Below are 20509 nucleotides of genomic sequence, written 5' to 3'. Positions count from 1 at the left end.
CCGTACCAGCAGGCGCCGACCAACACTGGACGAGCATCGCCACTCTTTGATTGGATAGTGTTGCGTTTTTGGTCATTGGCCGATGTGTCCATCGACATTTGAAGCAAATCCGGTCATTCCGAAAGTTGTGAACTAAAATTGCCAATTCCCGCTGGACGGATTGGGATGGAGATGGAAACGATGGCACGGTTGCTCACAGCGGCAGGCAGCGCGCTGCCGTCCGGAGCCATCGGTACCACATTTCGGGCGGGCAAAAAAACAGGCCAGCCACCGCTGAGATGTCAACCTTGAAAGGAGCCGCCCGTGAGAGCCGTCCAGTCCGTCAAGATTCCGCCCGGCAGCCGACATCAGGCCGGCGCGTACGGTTTACGGCATCAGCCGCGAGCTCGAACAGGGCGATCGCACGCACTGGCTGGCGCCGTTCGACCTACGCCAGCGTGCGCCTGCGGCGGTGCTTGCCCGCGCTGCACGTCCGCTGTTTCTTCCTTCACAGCGCGGCCGATGCAACGAAAGTCAACGGTCAGTTCCCCGGGAGATGCCTCCGAGCGCGAGGCAGACGAGCTCGCGCACAAGGTGATGGATGGTGCGGCACCGGCAGCCGCCGGCCAGGAGCAAGGAAAGACGATCCAGACAAGGCAAGCTCGGTCCGCACAGTCAACTGCCGGGCTCGATACCGGCGGTGCCGTGGACGCCGCTTCCAGAGGCGGCGCACCGCTGCCGCAGGAGGTGCGCTCCTTTTTCGAGCCACGCTTCGGGCACGATTTCGGCCAGGTTCGGATACACGCCGGCAGCGAGGCCGCGCGCGCTGCGCGCGGCGTACAGGCGCGCGCCTACACCTTCGGCAGTGATATCGTGTTCGGCGGGGGCGAATATGCGCCGGCGACAGACGATGGCAAACGGCTGCTCGCGCACGAATTGGCGCACGTCATTCAGCAGGGGGCGGGTGGCACGCCCTCGATCGCGCGTCAGGACACGCCTTATGTCTCGCCCTACAACGAAGAACTTGCGCGGGAACTGTTCACCCGTTTGAACGCTCAGCGGACCGCCGAAGAGGCGATGAGCGCCAGTGGTTTTCGCACGCGCGTCGGCGCGGTCGCGGCGGTGTTTGACCGCGCGGGCAAGCGCATCGCCACCATCGAGAGGATGAATGCGCGCGGCGCCGCCCATGCCGAACAGCTGGTCGAGGCGGAGATCCGCTCGATGATCGCCTCCGGCGCGCAGGTCAACTACACCGTGCTGATGATCGACCAGGATCCATGCCCCGGCACCTGCTCACCGCTGCTGAAAGAATGGAAGGATTTCACCGCCGCCGGCAGCCTGAGGACGGTCACGCCCATGCGCATGAGCAAGGTCAATCCCGACCTGCCGGTCGCCGCCAAGACCGCCTACAAGGATGCGCTGCTGCAGTCCGAAGTACCGTTCGAACCGCGCACGCCGCCGCCGGACCACATGGCGTCGCTCATGACGCGCGGCGAGCACACGCGCGTGCGGCTTCCTCTGGCGCCGAACCAGGGCCCTGCGCCAGCGGGCGTCACGCCCACTGCGAACGTCGCCCCTGGCCTGGAGGCAGCTGCGGCAAAGGCGCTCGCGGCGCGGGAGGAGGCCAGTGCCGCGAAGGCGATGCTCGACGGCTTGGGGGAGGGCGTGGCGACGCAACTGGTGCGCGTCGAAGGCAAGCAGGCGTGGAAGGCGGCAGCGGAGGCGTTCTCGGCGATGGCGATGAGGGCGACGGGCAGACGCCTTGCCAATGCCGCGATCCCGGTGCTCGGCGCCGCCTTCTCCGTGCCCGACGTCATCACGGGCGTCAAGGACATCGGGCACGGCGACATCGTCATGGGTGTGGGCACCGTCGGCGTTGCGCTGGTCGACATCGCGGCGCAGGGGCTGCACTTTACGGATGAGTTTACGGGCGGCGGCGGGACGGTGCTTGCGTGGACCATCCAGGGCTGGACCGCAGCGATGCAAATGGGCTGGGAAGCGGCGCGCGTCGCCGCGCGCTCGGCCGAACTAAGCCGCTACATCCGGGAACACAACAACCAATTGCCGTCACACGCGAAGCTGGTGGAATTTGGCTTGGACGACGAGGATATCATGCTCCTCGAAAGCGACGTGCGCCGCGCCACGACCCCGGTCCCGCTGACCACCGCCGAGCTTGCGGGGCGGGTGCGCGCGCTGATCACGGAAATCGAAGCGAAAGGAGGAGCAAATTCCCGGCAAGCCCCGCAGGAGCTGGTCGTCGAGCGCGACAAGCTCGGCCGCCTGCTCGCCGCGCTGGAGCGGCAGGCGGCCGCGGAGAACGACCATGCGGCGGCCGAGCGGGATGCTGCCAACGCGAAGGCGCGCCAGGCGCGGCTCGACCAGGCGCTGCGCGCGCAGGCCCGGGAGCGCACAGTGTCGCCGGTGAAGGCGGCACAGACGGCGATGCAGGTACAGGCGTCTGTGCCGCTGCTGCCGATGCCGGGCTTCGCAACGCACGGCGCTCAGGCGGCAGACCTTGGGCCTTTCCTTTCGCAGCCTGCGACACCATCCTTTGCAGGTATCACGTTCGAGTCGGCGGAACTGCGAAGCACGTATTTTGGCCGTGTGCGCGATACGCTACTTGACAACGCCGCGCGCCTGGCGTCAGAACATTTTCCGTCAGAAAAGGTCGCGCGCTTCCGAAAGGATGTGGGCGTGTATGTCGCAGCCCTCGACCAGGCGATCGCGGCATACACGTCCAAGGGCAGCGCCGAGTGGCTGGGGGTGCAGGAAATGAAGCGCTTGCGTGATGCAGCCGACAACGCAGACCGCAGCAAGTTTTTGCGCTGAACGGTGTCTGGAGCGGAGCACAGCGCTCTCAGCACCGGCCTTGGCAACTGCCTGACGCGGCCTTCCAAAAGGATGTGTGCGCTTATGTCGGGCCACGAACTCGATCGTTCCGGTGGCAAAGCGGGAGCGCGCCGGCAGGGCGTGAATGCCGTACTCCGAGACGGCAATGAGCTTGGCGTCGTACAGACGTGTTCGTCGACGCAAGGGGCTTGCCCGGGTGTTCGCGCGACTGCCTTGATTACTCCCGCCCACAGCTATGCTGGGAGGGCAAAAGCGACGATAATGTCGACTCCGTCATTTTGCACACTCATTAGAATTCCCCATGGAAATTAAGGTCAACTTTCTCGATAAGCTTCGTCTTGAAGCCAAGTTCGATGATTTCACAGTGGTCGCCGACCAGCCTGTGCGCTACAAGGGCGATGGCTCCGCGCCTGGTCCCTTCGATTACTTCCTGGCCTCATCGGCTTTGTGCGCAGCTTACTTCGTGAAGTTGTATTGCGTAACTCGCAATATTCCTACCGAAAATATCCGCCTATCGCAAAACAATATTGTAGATCCGGAAAACCGCTACCAGCAGATTTTCAAGATTGACGTCGAGTTGCCGGCGGATATCTCCGATAAAGACCGGCAAGGCATTCTTCGCTCCATCGAGCGTTGTACAGTGAAAAAAGTGGTGCAGGCCGGGCCCGAGTTCGTGATCAACGAGGTGGAGAATCTGGACGCCGATGCGCAGGCATTGCTGACGTTGAAACCGGTGTCCGGGGCCAGCACGTATATTGCGGGCAAGGATCTGCCGTTGGAAGAAACCATCGCCAATATGTCCGGCGTGCTGGCGGGTTTGGGCATGAAGATTGAAATCGCTTCATGGCGCAATATCGTTCCCAATGTGTGGTCGCTGCATATCCGCGACGCGCACTCGCCGATGTGTTTTACCAATGGCAAGGGCTCGACCAAGGAAAGTGCGTTGGCGTCGGCCTTGGGCGAGTTTATCGAGCGGCTCAATTTCAATCATTTCTATGGCGGTACGTTCTGGGGCGAGGACATCGCCAACGCGGCCTTCGTCCATTACCCCGACGAGCGCTGGTTCAAGCCAGGCCGCAAAGATGCGCTGCCGGCTGGAATTCTGGACGAGTACTGTCTGGAAATTTACAATCCCGATGGCGAGTTACGCGGCTCGCATCTGATCGACACCAATTCCGGCAATGTGCAGCGCGGTATCTGTTCGCTGCCGTACGTGCGCAAGTCGGACGGCGCGGTGGTGTATTTTCCGTCCAACCTGATCGAAAACCTCTACGTCAGCAATGGCATGAGCGCCGGGAATACGCTGGCCGAAGGGCAGGTGCAATGCCTGTCGGAGATTTTCGAACGGGCGGTCAAACGCGAAATCCTGGAAGGCGAGATCGCATTGCCGGACGTGCCGCAGGACGTGCTGGCGAAATACCCTGGCATTCTGGCCGGCATTGAGGCATTGGAAGAGCAGGGCTTTCCGGTGCTGGTGAAGGATGCGTCGCTGGGCGGGGCTTACCCGGTGATGTGCGTTACCTTGATGAATCCACGGACGGGCGGTGTGTTTGCCTCGTTCGGAGCGCATCCAAGCTTCGAGGTGGCGCTGGAACGCAGTCTTACGGAGTTGCTGCAGGGGCGCAGTTTTGAAGGGTTGAACGATTTGCCTCGGCCTACCTTCGTCAGTAACGCCGTCACTGAGCCGAATAATTTTGTTGAACACTTCATCGATTCCAGCGGTATCGTGTCGTGGCGCTTTTTCAGCGCCAAAGCCGATCATGATTTTGTCGAATGGGATTTTTGCAGCCAGGGTGAGAACGCTAATGCCGAGGAGGCCGCGACCTTGTTCGGCATTCTCGAAGGCATGGGAAAAGAGGTGTACATGGCGGCGTACGATAATTTAGGCGCCGCCGCCTGCCGCATTTTGGTACCGGGTTATTCGGAAGTGTATCCGGTGGAGGATTTGATCTGGGATAACACGAACAAGGCGCTGTTGTTCCGCGCCGATATTTTGAACTTGCATCGCCTGGACGATGCCAGCCTCGAAGCACTCCTCGAGCGTTTGGAGAACAGCGAGCTGGACGAATACGCCGACATCGCCACCTTGATCGGCATCGAATTTGACGAGAATACGGTCTGGGGGCAGCTGACAACGCTGGAGTTGAAGCTGCTGATCCATCTCGCCTTACAGCAATTCGAGGAGACGCAGGAGCTGGTGGAAGCCTTCCTGCAGTACAACGACAACACGGTCGAGCGAGGATTGTTTTACCAAGCCTTGAACGCCGTGCTTGAGGTGCAGCTCGATGACGACCTGGAACTGGCCGATTACGAGGTCAACTTCCGCCGCATGTTTGGCAACCCTCGCATGGATGCCGTCATGGGGTCGGTGGACGGCAGTGTGCGTTTCTTCGGTTTGACGCCGACGAGCATGAAACTGGAAGGGCTCGATAAGCACGAACGTTTGATTGACAGCTACAGGAAAGTGCACGCCGCACGGGCCAATGCTGCGGCTAAATCGTGAAGATTCTTGCTTCCATATTCGTAGCTGCTTAGATATTGAAGTGCACAGGCGCCGATGTGAAGCTGGTTTCACGGATCGGCCTTGTGCGCGATCTCGTCAAGGATGTCGGGGATCTATACATAGGGTCCAGCGAATTTGCCATGGTCCCGCCGTCGCCGCCATTCCGGAGCCCGGTTCGCTGGCGCTGCTGGGCCTGGGCCTGGCCGATTTGGCCGCCGCACGGGGCCGCCGCCGCGTCAGGCACGCATGACCGTGAATGGCTGTGACGTTCGGCGACCTTGATGAAGGCGCAAACGCTGCTCACACCGTCAGTACCCATGGGCCTGACGACCGGGTAAAGGAGAGTAACTGGACATGACAAAATTTCTCATTTCCTTCCCTGCGAGTGCGATGGAGGTTCCTGCCGCGGACATGGCAGCCGTCAGCGAGGCGTCGCATGCAGTGATCCGCGAGGCCAAGGCTGCCGGGGTCTATGTATTTGGTGGCGGCATCAACGCCGGGATCGGGTCGCTGCTGGTTGCGCCGGACGGCAGCAGCACCAGCGAGACCTACCGCCAGACGCGCGAGTTCGATGGGGGTTTTTGTGTGCTTGAGCTCCCGTCAAGGGACGTTGCCGTTCAATGGGCGGCCAGGCTCGCCACGGCCTGCCGCTGTGCACAAGAGCTGCGCGAGTTCCACTATGACCCTGAAAGCTGACCATTTCCAGTCGTGGGTCACTGACCAGCTTGCTGAGACACCGACCGGTGCGAGGTGTCAATTTCCGGCATGAAGGCGCCACCTGTTCCCGGCGTAATGGCGCCACGTTGACCACCAAGTTCATGGGCTCAAATTGGGTTGCAAGAATGCTTCATTTCGAGGTTTTTTCAACAGCGTTTTAGACCAGGCTTCGGTCACCTACAGCCGCTTCCTGACATTGACGGACGGGGGCTTGGGAAAATCGTGCGATCACGTTCAGCAGCATGCGCGAGAGCACGGGATCGACCGCTAGGCTGCCGCCGAAAGTGATCGAACCGACCGAGAACACGGCGCCGCCGCCGGCATGGGGGAAGTAAACCATGTCGGCGCCGGCACGCCAGGGATTGGTGCCCTTGGCCAGATGCACCAGGCCCGGCGGGCTTCCCGCGGGATCGAGCTTGTCGAGCTCCCAGCCGGACGCGCCGCCGCAATTGAGCCCTTCACAGCCGACCAGGTCGTCCACCGCGACGTCGGTATCGTCGAAGATCCAGTGGCGCGCCGCGATCACCCGGTAGGGCCGGAAATACGCTCGGTAGCCTGCCCGGGTGAAGGTAATGCCGAGCGTGCGCCACTCGGGCCGCCCGAAATCACGCCAGCGCCCGCCTGTATCGTTGATCAGCGTATGGCAGCTATGGTCGAAGCGCACTTCCATGCGGTTCTTGCTGATGGCCGTCTTCCAGTACAGGCCGTTGGCCGAAAGATAGATCAGGTTCCCGCCCATGGCCTGGAACGCTTCGAGCGCGCGGTACATATTGGCGCTCCAGTATTCGCTGTGGGTATTGATCAGCAGGGTCTGGTACTGTTGCAGCAGGCCGGGCAGCTCATGCAGGTCGATGTCGGCGAACAGGTCGAACGCGACTTTGTTCCTGTCGAGCCAGGCGAGCACGTGCCGCTCGGCATTGGCGAGGTGCCCCACCGTGCCCAGCGGCGACGCCGCCGGATTGGGGCGCTGACTATGCACGATAAAGGCGAACTGGCGCTCCAGGCCATCGTCGAGCGTGCTGCGGTAGAGCGAAGCGCCGCCCCATGGATTGTAGGCTTGCCACGTGTTGGTCGAGGCCAGCACCGCCAACGTGCCCGGCGCCGAGCGGCCGCCGTTGCGCACGACGAAGGTGATGTCGAAACTGCCTTCCTGGTCGGCCAGGCGGGCCGCATACAGGCCGCTTCGCCAGTGGGGCTGGATGAGCAGGATGTAGCTGACATGCCAGCGCGCCCCATTCTCGTAAGCATCGGCGCGGTAGTCTTGCGCGGCGCCCTCGATACAGGGCTGATGGAATAGCACTTCTTCATGCGCCCCAAAGCGGATCACCTGAAGCGAAAAGCGCTTCGAGGGCGCGTGCACGTACAGCGGCAGGAAGGCACCCGCTGCAACGCTGACCCATTCGGCGTAGCCTTCGATCGCATGATCGTTGGGTATCAGGCGGTCGCGTGCCAGCTCAGTGGTGCTCAGGCGCAGCCTGCCGACGACGATGGCCGATTTTCCCATGTTCGTGACGCGCACCGACAGCGTGGGATAGCGCAGCTGTTCCGGCTCCAGGTCGACGTAATAGACCAAGTTTTGCCGCAGCAGCCGCCGCACCACATACTCAAGCAATAGCACGCCCGCATACGAGCGCAGGCGCGAGGCGGGCTTCTTGTCGCGCGGCGGCATCCTGCGCGGCGAGACCCGTCGCACTTCGGTCCCGTCGGGCGCGGAAAAAACAAGGCACAGGTCTTGCATCGGCAGGTAGCCGTAGGCGAAGAAGCTGAAGCTCCCTTGCAGTGCATTCGGAAAGGCAGCGACCGGCACCGAGACGCTGGCCGAGGCATGGTGCTTCAAGAGGTAGGGCATGGGTCTTCATCTGGTCGGATTGGCGTTGTGGATCAACGTTATCGCCGACGCAAGAAGGGCAATTGATATCCATCAGTTTTCGGAACAGACAAGCAATATGCTGATAGCTTTTCGGTGAAAAGTCCGACAGCCCCCTAAGCAGTCGCTCAATTTTTGCCTTCAACGTCGAATTGGCAATGCATCAGGAGTGGATCGATGAAACATCTGGAACTGTCCGGGGAAGAACGTCGCACGCTGCGTGAGATGGGTATTTTTCACGCGCATCCGAGGACACGGATGCGCGCCCAGGGGATCTTGTTGCGGCGTGCCAAGGCCGGAACCCTGTGAGTGTGTCGAGTTTACGGCCGTGTGACGGCCGTTTGCATGCCATCTCGTCATGATAGGCGATCAACGTGTCGACTGCGGCATGGGCGGCGATGGGCGCTTTACGCTCCGCTCAGCGACGTGGGCCTGACGGCACCGATGATTGGATCGGTCCGGCTGGGTTTGGCGGTCTCGACGTGGCCAGCGAGCCGGCGCAGCCATTGCGCATCGGCGTCGCTGGCCACGCTCAGGTCATACCATCCATAACTGGCGCCGAGCACGCAATCGACCGTCGTCGCCTGGCCGGCCGCCACTGTGAAGCTGCGCGCCGCGGCGCCGTAGGCATTGTCGGTCAGCGTGAACAGGCAGGCGCGCGCGCCGTCCAGGTTCGACAAGGTCAGTTTGACGTTGCCGTTGACCGTATCGCAGGCCGCCTGTACTTCGGGTTTGGCGGAGTTGACGGTGACTGCCGCCAAGCTGCCCCGGAAGCCGCGCAGGAAGCCGTTCGGGCCGTTCACGCTCAGTTCATAGCGGCCCGTTGGCCAGCTCCAGGCGTCCTGATCGATCCGCTTGCCCGCTTCGACCGTGTAATACCAAGGCCCGCCGGCGCGTTCGCGCGAATACACGATGAACGCCACGCCCGCGCTACCGGTGTTGGCAAACGCGAGCACCAGCTGCTTGTTGCCGCTCACGCGCGCCTGTACCTCCACCGCGTAAGGCAAGGCGCAAGCATGGCGGGCGCCGCTCGCCGCCGGATACGGCTCCTGCCTGGGCAGCACTTGCACGTCGGGTGGCATTGGCGTTGGCTTGCCAGTCACCAATTTATAGGAGGTGGACTTGGGCAGCGAGGAGGGCCAATGGCTGTCCGGGGATGCGAACTCGAAGGCCGAGCTCAGGTCGCCGCACACCGCGCGGCGCCACGGCGAGATCAGCTCGCAGCTGACGGCGGCGCGCTCCTTGCCCAGCCCGGCCACCAGCCACTCTTCCAGGAATCGGATCTTCGAGGTGTGGTCGAACAGTTGGGAGCACACCCGTCCGCCCTTGCTCCACGGAGAAATCACCAGCATTGGCACCCGCGGGCCGAGCCCGACCGGCACCGCATTGTAGGTCTCGAAAGCGCCGACGTCGGCCAGCGTGGTCTTGCCCATGGCCGGCTGGAGCGGCGCCAGGTCGGATGGGACGTGGTCGAAAAAGCCGTCGTTCTCATCGTACATCAGCAGGAACACCGTCTTTGACCAGAGTGCGGGATTGGCCACCAGCGCCGCCAGCAAGCGCGCGGTCAAGTTCTCGCCAGCATTGGGCGAGTTCGGCGAATGTTCGGTAAACGCGCTCGGCGCGACAATCCACGCCACCTGCGGCAGGCGATTGTGGAGCACGTCGTCGGCGAAGCTGTTGAGCAGCCAGTCGCCCTTGGTGCCGACGCGGTTGGCCTGGGTCGAGCCGGGCGCGATCATGCGCCCCTTTTGGTACAAGGCCGACGTCGGGGACAAGCGGCTGCCGTCGGCATTCACGCGGAAATTGCGGAAATAGGCAAGGTAGTTGTCGCCGTAGTTATCCCATTCCTGGTACACCTTCCAGCTGACATTGTTCGACTCCAGCACCTCGGCATAGGTGCGCCAGTTGGGCGCGCCGCTGGTTGCGCTGGCCGAGACATTGTCCAGCGCGGGGTCGTTGTGGTAAAAACCGGCCTTATCGATGTTGTAGAGACTGCCCATGGAGTCCATCCAGCCCTGGTTACTGCCGGTCAGCGAATACAGGCGATTCGGATCTGTTGCGCCAAAAACCGAGCAATGGTAGGCGTCGCAGATGGTGAAGGCGTCGGCCAGCGCGTAATAGAAGGGCAGGTCGCCGCGGTCGAAATAGCCCATCGACTGGGCGGTTTTTTGTTTGACCCAGGCATCCCAGCCTTGCCAGGCCACTTGCGAGCCCTTCCAGTCGTGCTCGGTTCCGAGCGATAGTGCACTGGTGTTCCGGGTGTCTAAGTGGAATGGCAACACGTAGCCGCCGCTCGCATCGGGCTGGTACCACACTGGTTTGCCGCTCGGTAGCGTAATGGCACGCGGATCGTCAAATCCGCGCACCCCCGGCAGGGTGCCGAAATAGTGGTCGAAGGCGCGATTTTCCTGCATGAAGATCACCACATGCTCGACGTCGGCAATCGTTCCCTTGACCTTGTTGGCTGGTATGGCCAAGGCGTCGCGTATCAGCCCGGGAAAAGCCGTACTGGCCAAGCTGGCGCCGGCCGAGGCCCCTGCAAACCTCAAGAATTTCCGTCTTCCTTCCTGGTTCATCGTTCTTATCCTCTCGGCTAACGGTGAGGCTCGGAAATACTCGACTTGTTTACGACGCGTTCTTTTAGCAGGCACCAGGTCGGTTTGATCGCCTGTACAAGTTTAGCATCATGGAACTGAACCGTCCGGCCGACGCGCCTGTCCACCCGCTTGACAACGCATGCGACGACCAGCCAGGCACCTGATTGCGCACCAGTCGTGAGCAGTGGGTCAAGAGTGGCGCCCACGAATTCACGCTGGCGCTGGGCTCGCTGATGACGGAGTAGGGCGCAGGGAAGCGTCGCCCAAGGTCAACGACCATGCCGATTTATGCAGATTGCATAAGGAAATATGCCAAAGATGCTTTAAAATAGATGATAAAATGACAATTACTGGAATTGGCCCCTCACACCGAAAGCGACACGCCGATGATCAAGAGCACCGAGGATTTGCGGCGCTGGTTCCTGCAGAGCGGGGTGGCCTCGCCATTGGACCTCTGCATTGGTCCATTGCCACGTTCGAAAGCCGCGTTGGGACGCTGGTCTAGCGGCCATGCCGAACACGTGGTCCGTTCCATGAGTCCGCATCCTGGGAGTTATCGGCTTTCCCTCATGCTTTCTCCCATGGAGGCACGGATCTGGGCCGGTAACAAGCCGGTCTGGGGCGGCATGATCGCTGCGAACCGTTTTCGGATTTCGCCGCCTGGTGAATCTGGCCAGTGGACCCAGATGAGCGCTTGCGACATCGTCAATATCTTCATTCCGGTCGACCTGGTCGATCATCTCGGCGGCCTGCGCGATGACGCCGCCAGCAATCAGTTGGTGGCCAACGTGTTTGTGCAGGACCGGATCGTGCTCGACCTCGTGCATAAAATGCTCAATACCGCGGCGATGGCGGGACAGCTTGCGCAAGAGGCGTGCGACGGCTTGATCACTGTCCTTGTGTGTTATTTGCTTGAGCACTATACCCAGCCAAACAGCGTGCCCGAGAGGAGCGGCCTCGGCGGCAGCAGGCTGCGCAGCGTGCTGCGGCACATTGCGCAAAGTTCGGCTGAGTCGGTATCGAATGCCGAACTTGCCGCACTGTGCGGCATGAGCGAGGCGCACTTTTCACGCGAGTTTCGGCGCGCGGTTGGACTGCCGCCACACCAATACATGATGAAGCTGCGCCTGGAACGGGCTTGCGCGGCGCTACTGTCGGAGCAGGCGCGGGTTCTGGATATCGCGCAGGAATGCGGCTTTACCAATGCCAGCCATTTCTCTCGTGCATTTTCCTCGCAGTACGGAATGTCGCCCACGATCTTCCGCCAACAACACCGGACTGCAACATAAACCTTTACATAATGTTGCTTGGCCACGCTGCGCGTTACAGCAGCAGTTTTATGCAATATGAGCAGGATTGAAGGCGCGACGTTTCCAAAATGGAAACAAACTCCTGATTCGAAAACAATAAACTCGAACGAGGACGACAATGAAACTACTCACATCTTTATCGCTTACATTGGTGGCCATGGCCAGCCTGACAGTCGCGGCACAGGCGCAAAATATCTCCCTGCGCGTGAGCGTCAGCGAAGGACGAAGCGGCGTCAATTTCGCGCCGATTCACGCCGAAGTGGGTGATTTTGCGCTGACCCCGAGCCTGCCCGGCCACGCCCCAGGCCAACAGTGGCGCGTCGTCGCACGCGATGCCGCGGGTACGGTACTGCATGAAGTGGCGGTCAAAAACACCCAGCAAAGGCACATTGAAGTATTCAATCCGAAAACCGGCGCCATTGATATGTCGCGCCAGGTGAAGCAAGCTGACGGCGTGTTCGAGGTGTCCTTGCCGTTTAACGCAGACATCGCCAGCGTCGACGTACTGGCGCCGGCGTCGACCAATGTGGGCATCAAGGCCGTTACCGCACCGCTGGCAAAATTCGACCGCGCGTCACTGGAAAAAAAGGTGGGCGCCAGCAAGATGATGCGCACCCAGAGCATGGCCGCCGCCGCGCCGGCGGCGACCGTCACCACGGTCGTCAACACTGGCCCGTCCAATGCGCGCATGGACTATGTGTTCATCGGCGATGGCTATACCGCAGCCGAAATGGGAAAATGGCAAGCCGATGCGAAGAAAGTGATCGACGGCTTCATGGCCGATCCTTTGTTTGCCGCCAATCGCGCCAACATGAATGTGCGCCGCGTCGATATCGCGAGCAATCAATCCGGGGTCGATGAGATCGATAAGGGCATCTATCGCGACACCGCCATGGATGGCGAATTCTACTGCTATAACATCGAGCGCCTTCTGTGCGTCAACGAGACCAAGGTGTATAACATTGTCGGCTCGGTTCTTAGTCCGGACCAGCGCGACGTGATCGTCGTCATTTCCAACTCGACCCGCTACGGTGGTTCGGGCGGGGCGATCGCAACCGCGTCGATGAACACCTCGTCGGTCGAAGTGGCTTTGCACGAAATCGGCCATACCGCATTTGCGCTGGCGGACGAATACGAAGGCGGCACATGCGGCATCAGTTCCGAGCCAACCGAAGGCAATGTGTCGATCAACCGCACGCGTAGCGTCAAATGGGGCAGCAAGATCGCCGCCGCTACGCCGGTACCCACCACGGTCGGTAGCGTTGCGAACGGCACGGTAGGGGTTTTCCAAGGGGGGCGTTACTGCTCGAACGGTATCTACCGCCCAACCGAAAATTCACGTATGCGCACCCTCGGTTATCCTTGGCACGCAGTCAATGAAGGATTGGTGAAGACGGTGTTCGGCAAGTATACCGCCGTTACCCAAACCGGAACGCTGAGCAGTGGCGGCATCGCCTACGCGCCAAACACCAGCCCGGGTTACATTCAAGCGGGCAATGGCACCTTCAACGTGCAATTGACCGGACCGGCCGGCGCCGACTTCGATTTGTCCCTCTACAAATCGCTGAGCACCGGCTGGAGCAAGGTCGCGGTCAGCCGGGGCAACACATCCAGCGAATCGATCAACTATGTGGGAACCGCAGGCTATTACTACATCGAAGTGAAATCGTACTCGGGTTCCGGAAGCTACACCGTGAAATACTCCGTCCCGCCGAAGTGAGACTTGCGCTGGCACGCTTGGCCCATGCCGGGATGCGGCATGGGCTACATGGCGTGCCGGCGCTCGATCAGAGCTTGGCGCTGAGCGTCACGAACAGTTGGCGCGGCGCGCCCACCAGCAAGGTCTGGAAACTGCGGCCCGGGTCGGCGGCGAGGAAACCGTTGGTGCCGACCGTGCTGTAGTAGCGCTTATCGAGTACATTGGTCGCGCTGACCAGCAGTGTCACATCCTTCAACGTGCCCAATGATGTCATCCGATAGCCCGCCGACAGGTTCAGCACCCAGTACGCAGGCACAAACGCGTCGTTCAGGAAGGTGTAGTAGCGTTTGCTGGTGTGTTTGGCCAAGGCGTGCGCGGACCAGGGGCCAGCGCCATACGAGAGCTCGGTATTGAACATGGTCTTCGGCGTATCGACCACCTGTTTGCCGTTCGCAGCGACCAGGGTGGCGCCGTCCAGGTAGTCGGACTTGTAGGTCGAGTCGCTGTAGGTGAAGGCGTTGAACCACGTCCAGTGCCGCGCCAGCGTCCACACCATGGCCGTTTCGACGCCGTTGGTGTCGACCTTGCCGACATTGAGGAAGCTGCTCGGGCAGCCGAGGATGCCGCTGCAGTTGGCCACCGTGGCAAGACGGTCCTTGAAGCGGATCGCGTAGGCCGCGAGCGAGCCGGCGATGGCACCCTGTTTGAAGCGGTATCCAAGCTCGAGCGTGCGCGAGGTTTCCGGCTTGAGAACCGGCGCGCTCAGGTCGAACGCCGTCTGGTTCTGTGAAAACGGTCCGCCCGCGCCGGGATTGAAGGCGCGCATATTGTGGGACACCGAGGCGAAGACTTCCTGGTCCTTGTCGACATCGTATCGCAGGCCGAACTGTGGCAGCACGGACTTCGACGAGCTCAGCGAGCCGGCCGCACGGGTGCCGAGCGGCGCGACGGTATCGATGGCCACCTTGGGTGCCCAGGTAATAGGCGTCGTCCAAGGTGGTGACGGCGCCGCTAAAGACGCCGTTGGCCGCCTTGATGGCGCGTTGCCAGTCCGGCGCATAGTTGTCCCAGTCCCAGCCCAGGCGCGGCGTCATTTCGAGCGACATGTCCTGGTAGTCGGTTTCGAGGCGATCCGAGTAGTTGTAGAAGACGCTGAGCCGGTGCGCTCCGAGACGGTGGACCAACTTGGTGTTGAACTGGTCCAGGTTTTGCGGACCATGGTCGCCCTTCCATTTGTGCGCGCGCTGGCGCATCAGGCTGGCATAGGCCTTGGTGCCGCTCGCCATCACGCCCGTGTCGAGGCGCGCGAAGCTGCGATAGGTATGGCTGCTGCCGAACGTCTGCGCGCCGCTCACGCCGAAGGCCTCGTTCGGATCGGCGGAAAAGAACTGCACGGTGCCGCCGAGATTGCTGATCGATGCGGTGCCGACGTCGCCGGCGCCCTGCGACACCGTCACGCGCGCGATGTTCTCCGCCGTGATGGCGCGGCTGATATGCAGTCCGCTGCTATTGGCGTAAGCCATGTCCCCCAGCGGCACGCCGTCGAGCGTATAGCCGATCTGGTTTTGGGCGAAGCCACGCATGCTGAACGTGCTGGACCATTCGTATGCGCCAAAGGGATCGGCCGACTCGAAGTGCACGCCCGGGAGTTTTTCCAGCGTCTTCAGGGCGTTGGTTCCTGGCAGGGTATTGGCCAGGTCGTCGCGCGTGATGTTTTGTACCTGGCGGGTCTGGCCCGCTCCGAAGATCGTGACGACCGGCCCGCTGTCTTGCACTTGCTGTGCGCCGGCCAAAGTGGCCAGGCTCTGCAGTGCCGCCAACTGGGCTGCCTTGAAAGGGAGTCGGTGTGACATGGGCATTTCCTTCCGTGAGGTGAAGGAGCGGGCCAGAGAAGGGCGGGCTTGCTCTTCACTATAGTCGTATGCATGACGCATGGCAACGCTAGTGCGTTGGGGTTGTGCGGGTACAACGGCGCCGATACAAACGCCGACCTGAAGGGCGGATTGACTATTCCGCGCGTTCATGCCGGCAACTGGATGGATGAAAGTGCGTGGCCAACCGTCCATTTACCGGGAAGATAAACAAAGTAACGGCGGTAGATAACAATGTGACCGGCCCCAAGCCTGCGCCTGCCAGCAGGCTCCATGCCGTTGACCAATAGCGCGGCCAGCCATTGTGGTCCGTTAGTACGTGACCGAGTTGGACTTAAACGCAACACCGTTCCAATTGCACTAAAATTCGCATAATCTATATTATGTTAAATAAAGGATGATGGAAACGCTATCTTCGGCTCGACTGTCCGAATAGCTTGGCAAGGCGCGGGCATACAGCACGCCGGCACAAAACGCCAACTTTTCCGTTTTGCGAGAAATGTTGGCGTTTTGTGCCGCGCTGTATGCATGTGACGCAGTTTTGTGTCACTACTACGTAACCCATTGCAATTTTTCCACCACTAGGCACCCACACATGTGCCGGCGATCCGATGGTTTGCGATCCAATATATTGCGTTCCGTCGGCGCGGGTAGCTGAACCGGGCCGCAAGAAGACCGGCAACGATCAGCAGGCCACCATTTATGCAAAGGACGGTGCGCGCTTCGGCTATATCACGTACGCGGTCTAGCCACTGTTCGACATGGTCTATATCTTTGACACCGGGATTGACGAAGCATTGCGGCGCCAGGGATACGGACTTGCCGTCATTGGCCATCTCGTTTTGACCTATCGGCTGCCGCTCACCACCATTAAGGAAGTGTGCGCGGCGCATGTGTTCTGGGCTGCGGCAAGAGAGCTGGCCATGCTGAATGGAAGTTCCATATCGACGATGTCGCTCAGTGAAATGCATCAGGAGCAAGCGGATGGGAGCATCTTCGACCGGAGATGATTCGGCTCGAAGATGTGATCTCCCAGCGGTACATCCAGGGCGAGTCGTTCGAAAACGCGCTTGGCCGGGGTCTCGACTAGCCGGTATCGTCAACAGGGAGCCCGCGAACGGCCCGCCCACCCGGCAATCACACTCGACAATATTCATGGTAATGTCGATTTAAGCATATCTTCCATGGTCCGCGATCTAGCTGGCCCTTGGTACGCCGCTTGGCTGCAAGCTTGCCCTTGCAGCCCACTTTCCGGTCATTATCTCTGGCGCACTTGAAACCCCGGCGAAGCTTCACCGGCCACGACTTCAGGTCGCCGGCAGTTCGCCGCAGCCTATCGATTCTGCCAACCCCCATGGCCAGCCGGCCCGCCACGCCCACTGTCCCGCCGCCGCGCTCACCAGTCAAGCGGCCAATGGCAGCGTCGACGCCGTCTGGCGGCCAGCACCTCGCCTTTATCTAGTAAGCAACAGAATGGCATTGTAAAATGAAGCACATTCACGCGCGGAAAAAACGACAATGCCTCAAGCCGATCAATTGCAAGCGCAGACCGAGCGCTTCGAATCCTTCCTCTCCTCCGATCCTGACAATGCCAGTCTGCTCACCCAACTGGGTGAGCTGTATCTGCAAGCCGGCAAGCTCGACCAGGCACTCGAGGCATTTCAGCGCGTTATCGCTCTCACGCCCGGCGCGGCCGTGGCCCACGGCCGCCTGGCCACGGTCTACCTGGCCTTGCACCGCTTCGGCGAGGCTGGAGCGAGCTTGCAAGGCTTGATCGACGGCGGCGAAAACGACGCCGCCCTGTTTCACAACCTCGGCCTGGCACTGTACTACCAGGAGCGCTATGCCGATGCGGCCAAGGCGTTTGCGAGCGCGCAGCAATACGGCATCGACAATGCCAACAACGCCAGATACCTGGCCCACTGCCTGCACCATGAAGGCGACCTGGACGCGGCGAACGCGGCCTGCGAACACTGGGTCAGTATTGCCGGCGACCCCGACAGCAACGCCTATCTGTCGCTGGTCAATTTCGACATGGGTGAGCGCGAGCGCGCCGGCGCCCTGGCGCAACAGGTGCTGGCCGAGCATCCCGACAGCGTTGACGCGAACGCCGTGGCCGGTGCGCTGGCCCTGGAAAAGCAGGATATCGATGCGGCCAGCGCCTCGTTCGAACGGATCTTGTCGCAACGCGCCGATAACGGCCGCGCCTGGCTGGGCCTGGGCTTGACCCTGATGCACAAACAAAACAATGTCGACGCCATCGCCGCCATGACCAGGGCCAGTGTCTGCATGCCAGGGCACGCGGGAACCCTGATCGCGCTGGGCTGGGCCAAGCTGAACGCGGGCGACGCCGTCGGCGCCGAGCAGGCTTTCCGCGACGCCGTTGACGCTGACCGCAACTTTGCCGAATCGCATGGTGGCCTGGCCGCCGCCCTCGTCACGCAAGGGCGCATCGAGGAGGCCAAGCTGGCCATGACGCTGGCCAACAAGCTCGATTCGGCCAACTTCGGCTCGGTCTATACCCAGGCGGCTCTGCTAAAACTGGACGGCCGCGCCGAGCTGGCGGACCGCCTGATCGAACGGGCGCTGCGCCAGTCGCCGCTCGAAGGCACCCCGACGCTCTTCGAACACCTCGCGACCTTTCTCTCGATGCGGCCCAAATAAAGGCGGCGCCGCCGGCATTGCACCGGCGCCGCTTCGCAGCGGGCGCTGGCTCAGCAGCTCAGATCGATCTGTTCGGCGTTATCGATGCTCTCTCGCAAGCGCCCAATGGCCGAGCGGTGCAATTGCGACACCCTCCCCTTGGACAGGTTCATGATCGCGGCCACTTCATCGAAGGGCAATTGCTGCATATAGTGGTAATTGACCACTTTTCTTTCCTTGTCCGGCAATATGTCGACCAGCGCCTTCACGCGCGAACCGAGCTGGGACATCTCAATGCGGCGGTAGGTATTGTCGGGGTAGCTCGACAAGTCTTCCGGCATCTCGTCGCTGCTGTCGAGGATGAAGCCGAGCGCCAGGTCGACCGCCAGCTCGGCCAGGAACACGAACAGGTCGTCGGCGCTGCCCGGATCGCGCTCCTTGACCGAGGCCACGCGATCGCTGGTGACACGCTGGCGCGCCCTCACCTGCTCTTGCTTTTCGGTAAAGGTAGCGATGCCGTTGAGAATGGCGCCGTTGATGCGCGGCGTGGCGAAGGTTTCGAACTTGATGGCCCGGGCCGGATCAAAGCGGTCGACCGCTTCGATCAGGCCGATGGCCGCATATTGCAGAAAATCGACAAACTCGAGTTCGATGAAGGTGCGCCTGGCAAACGCCTTGGCCGTCAGCATGCGTGCGAACGGTAGATAGAACGCCACGATGCGCTCGCGCACGGCGTCGCCGCCGCCCTCGCCCATGCTGCGCCATAAAGCCGCAATGTCCGCACCCTGGCCCGGGCTGGCGGATCGCGGCAAGGAGATCGTCGTCACGGTCGGATAAGCGCTCGTCAGGAAAACGTGCCCAGCAAGGAACGCACCACCAGGTTCCAGCCATCGATCAGCACGAACATCAGGATTTTCAGCGGCAGCGAAATCGACGCCGGCGGCACCATCATCATCCCCAGCGCCATCAGGGCGCTCGAGACAATCAGGTCGATCAGCAGGAAAGGCAAAAAGATCACAAAGCCGATCTGGAACGCCGAGCGCAATTCCGACAGCATGAACGCTGGAATCAGCTGCACCAGCTTGATGTCGTCGATGGTCGACGGCTGTTCGGCCTTCGACAGTTCGACCATCAGCGCCAGGTCTTGCTCGCGCGTCTGGCGCACCATGAATTCGCGGATCGGCTTGATGCCTTCGCGCGCCGCCTTGTCGGCCGCCATCGTGCCGGCGGCGAAGGGCTCGAACGCTTGCTTGTGGGCTTCCTGCAGCGGCGCCGACATGCTGAACATGGTCAGGAACAGGGCCAGGCTGATGATCACCGTATTGGGCGGCGTTTCCGGCATGCCCATCGCGTGGCGCAGCATCGACAGGACGATGACAATGCGAATGAAGGAGGTCATCGAGATGAGGATGGCCGGAGCCAGGCTGAGCACCGTCAGGCCGAGCAGGATCTTCAGCGCCGACGACAGTTCGCCGGCCCCGGCAGCGCCCGCGCCCGACAGGCGGAACTGGAAGCCGGGACCGGACAGGGCCGGTTCGGCGGCAAACACGCAGGCCGAGCCGAACATGGCTCCCAGCAAGAGCATGCCGCTCAGCGCATTTTTTCGGGTGAGCATGGAAAGGAAGCGGTTCACGTCGGCTCCGATGGTGTTGGGCCAGCAACAGCGGCGATACAAACGACACCCTGTTCGCTATGCGCGAGCAGGTACTGGGATCCGGCGAATTCGACCACATGGAGCGAGGCGCGCGGCGTCAGGCGGCGCGAATCGAGCACCCGCAGCAGCTTGGCCGGGGCCGGGATGCCGGACAGGCGCAGCTTGTAGCGCAAGGCATACACGCTCGCACCCAGGCCGAGCAACACGATCAGCACGGCCGCGCCCAGGCGCGAGGGATCGCTAGCGCCGCCCTGCTTGTCCTGCTTGAACGGAATGGGGGCGCCAGTGGACGCAGCTGCGGGGCCGGCGTGCGGCGCGGCCGCTGCACTTGGCGCAGCGCGCGCCGACGCCGATGCGGCATCCTGCGACCAGGCGGGCGCGGGCGCAGCGGCCAGCGCCAGGCCTGCCAGCGCCGTCAGCAGCGCATGCCTGACCAAGCTCATGCCGCCGTCGTGGTGCAGATCTCGGTGACCCGCACGCCAAAATTGTCGTCGACCGCGACCAGCTGGCCGCGCGCGACCAGGTTGCCGTTGAGCAGAACATCGACCGGCTGGTCGACCGGACGTTCGACCTTGAGCACGGAAAACTCTTTCAGCGACAAGACTTCGTCGACCGTGGTCTCGATCGCCCCAACCACCACGCTCAGGGTTACTTTGACGCCCTGCAGCAGGCGCAGGTTTTGGCTCAGCAGAGCGGGGCCGGCCGGCGTCTGCGCCGTGATGTCGGACAATTCGACCACATGGGTGGCATTCACGCGCTCTGGATTGGCGTTGATGGTGCTCATAATTTTTCTTTCAGTGACAGCAAATGAATACTGCG

The 20509-nt window shown here is 61.6% G+C and carries 16 protein-coding genes and 1 pseudogene; 9 read left to right on the top strand and 8 right to left on the bottom strand.

Annotation, left to right across the window (positions count from 1 at the left end; genetic code table 11):
• Positions 1-501 precede the first annotated feature (501 nt).
• The 4 genes from F2P44_RS34905 to F2P44_RS16370 all read left to right on the top strand — a co-directional run bounded on the left by F2P44_RS34905 (position 502) and on the right by F2P44_RS16370 (position 6028).
• Positions 502-2808, top strand: coding sequence for an eCIS core domain-containing protein (locus F2P44_RS34905; protein ID WP_187363339.1), 2307 nt, complete (start codon positions 502-504; stop codon positions 2806-2808).
• A gap of 322 nt (positions 2809-3130) precedes the next feature.
• Positions 3131-5332: an OsmC domain/YcaO domain-containing protein gene (locus F2P44_RS16380; protein WP_167088118.1), complete on the top strand. Its 2202-nt coding sequence runs from the start codon at positions 3131-3133 to the stop codon at positions 5330-5332.
• Positions 5313-5582 carry a PEP-CTERM sorting domain-containing protein gene (locus F2P44_RS36580; protein ID WP_167088117.1) on the top strand — a complete coding sequence of 90 codons (270 nt, stop codon included), beginning with the start codon at positions 5313-5315 and terminating at the stop codon, positions 5580-5582. Before F2P44_RS16380 ends, F2P44_RS36580 begins: the two co-directional genes overlap by 20 nt.
• A gap of 104 nt (positions 5583-5686) precedes the next feature.
• Entirely contained in the window at positions 5687-6028 is a 342-nt protein-coding gene (locus F2P44_RS16370) for a YciI family protein (protein ID WP_167088116.1), read from the top strand.
• Positions 6029-6206: 178 nt separating this feature from the next.
• On the opposite strand, the gene F2P44_RS16365 is transcribed toward F2P44_RS16370, so the two are convergent.
• The gene (locus F2P44_RS16365) at positions 6207-7898 is read right to left on the bottom strand and encodes a N,N-dimethylformamidase beta subunit family domain-containing protein (RefSeq protein WP_167088115.1); all 1692 of its coding nucleotides are present in this window, start codon (positions 7896-7898) and stop codon (positions 6207-6209) included.
• Positions 7899-8093: 195 nt separating this feature from the next.
• On the opposite strand from F2P44_RS16365, the gene F2P44_RS36130 reads away from it, so the two are divergent.
• Positions 8094-8225, top strand: a complete 132-nt coding sequence (locus tag F2P44_RS36130; protein ID WP_267877609.1) for a hypothetical protein — start codon at positions 8094-8096, stop codon at positions 8223-8225.
• Positions 8226-8323: 98 nt separating this feature from the next.
• On the opposite strand, the gene F2P44_RS16360 is transcribed toward F2P44_RS36130, so the two are convergent.
• Positions 8324-10492: a phosphocholine-specific phospholipase C gene (locus F2P44_RS16360; protein WP_167088114.1), complete on the bottom strand. Its 2169-nt coding sequence runs from the start codon at positions 10490-10492 to the stop codon at positions 8324-8326.
• 407 nt (positions 10493-10899) lie between these two features.
• Between F2P44_RS16360 and F2P44_RS16355 the strand changes: the two genes are divergently transcribed.
• Both F2P44_RS16355 and F2P44_RS16350 read left to right on the top strand, forming a co-directional pair.
• Positions 10900-11802, top strand: coding sequence for a helix-turn-helix domain-containing protein (locus F2P44_RS16355; protein WP_167088113.1), 903 nt, complete (start codon positions 10900-10902; stop codon positions 11800-11802).
• Between the two features lie 178 nt (positions 11803-11980).
• Complete coding sequence (locus F2P44_RS16350) at positions 11981-13543, top strand: M64 family metallopeptidase (protein ID WP_229423582.1); 1563 nt, start codon at positions 11981-11983, stop codon at positions 13541-13543.
• Between the two features lie 67 nt (positions 13544-13610).
• Here the strand turns inward: F2P44_RS16350 and F2P44_RS35555 are convergent, their stop codons facing one another.
• The gene (locus F2P44_RS35555) at positions 13611-14486 is read right to left on the bottom strand and encodes a TonB-dependent receptor domain-containing protein (RefSeq protein WP_370662703.1); all 876 of its coding nucleotides are present in this window, start codon (positions 14484-14486) and stop codon (positions 13611-13613) included.
• Positions 14487-15000: 514 nt separating this feature from the next.
• Positions 15001-15375 (bottom strand): annotated as a pseudogene (locus F2P44_RS35550) (TonB-dependent receptor plug domain-containing protein); the annotation flags it as partial.
• Positions 15376-16154: 779 nt separating this feature from the next.
• On the opposite strand from F2P44_RS35550, the gene F2P44_RS16340 reads away from it, so the two are divergent.
• The gene (locus F2P44_RS16340; RefSeq protein WP_167088111.1) at positions 16155-16403 is read left to right on the top strand and encodes a hypothetical protein; all 249 of its coding nucleotides are present in this window, start codon (positions 16155-16157) and stop codon (positions 16401-16403) included.
• A 508-nt stretch (positions 16404-16911) separates the two neighbouring features.
• Positions 16912-18057, top strand: a complete 1146-nt coding sequence (locus tag F2P44_RS16335) for a tetratricopeptide repeat protein (protein ID WP_167088110.1) — start codon at positions 16912-16914, stop codon at positions 18055-18057.
• Positions 18058-18107: 50 nt separating this feature from the next.
• Here F2P44_RS16335 and F2P44_RS16330 read toward each other — a convergent pair whose 3' ends face one another.
• The 4 genes from F2P44_RS16330 to F2P44_RS16315 are packed head-to-tail and all read right to left on the bottom strand — an operon-like array spanning position 18108 to position 20474.
• Complete coding sequence (locus F2P44_RS16330) at positions 18108-18848, bottom strand: sigma-70 family RNA polymerase sigma factor (RefSeq protein ID WP_167088109.1); 741 nt, start codon at positions 18846-18848, stop codon at positions 18108-18110.
• Positions 18849-18880: 32 nt separating this feature from the next.
• Positions 18881-19669, bottom strand: coding sequence for a flagellar type III secretion system pore protein FliP (gene fliP / locus F2P44_RS16325; protein ID WP_289311069.1), 789 nt, complete (start codon positions 19667-19669; stop codon positions 18881-18883).
• Positions 19666-20133, bottom strand: a complete 468-nt coding sequence (locus F2P44_RS16320; protein ID WP_167088108.1) for a flagellar biosynthetic protein FliO — start codon at positions 20131-20133, stop codon at positions 19666-19668. The genes fliP and F2P44_RS16320 overlap by 4 nt, the downstream gene beginning before the upstream one ends.
• Positions 20130-20474 carry a FliM/FliN family flagellar motor switch protein gene (locus F2P44_RS16315; RefSeq protein WP_167088107.1) on the bottom strand — a complete coding sequence of 115 codons (345 nt, stop codon included), beginning with the start codon at positions 20472-20474 and terminating at the stop codon, positions 20130-20132. The genes F2P44_RS16320 and F2P44_RS16315 overlap by 4 nt, the downstream gene beginning before the upstream one ends.
• Positions 20475-20509: the final 35 nt, after the last annotated feature.

The organism is Massilia frigida (genome assembly GCF_011682175.1).
GTDB classification, from domain to species: Bacteria; Pseudomonadota; Gammaproteobacteria; order Burkholderiales; family Burkholderiaceae_D; genus Telluria_A; species Telluria_A frigida.
The sequence above is the reverse complement of the archived record's forward strand: the minus strand, read 5'-3'. Positions and strand labels throughout refer to the sequence as shown.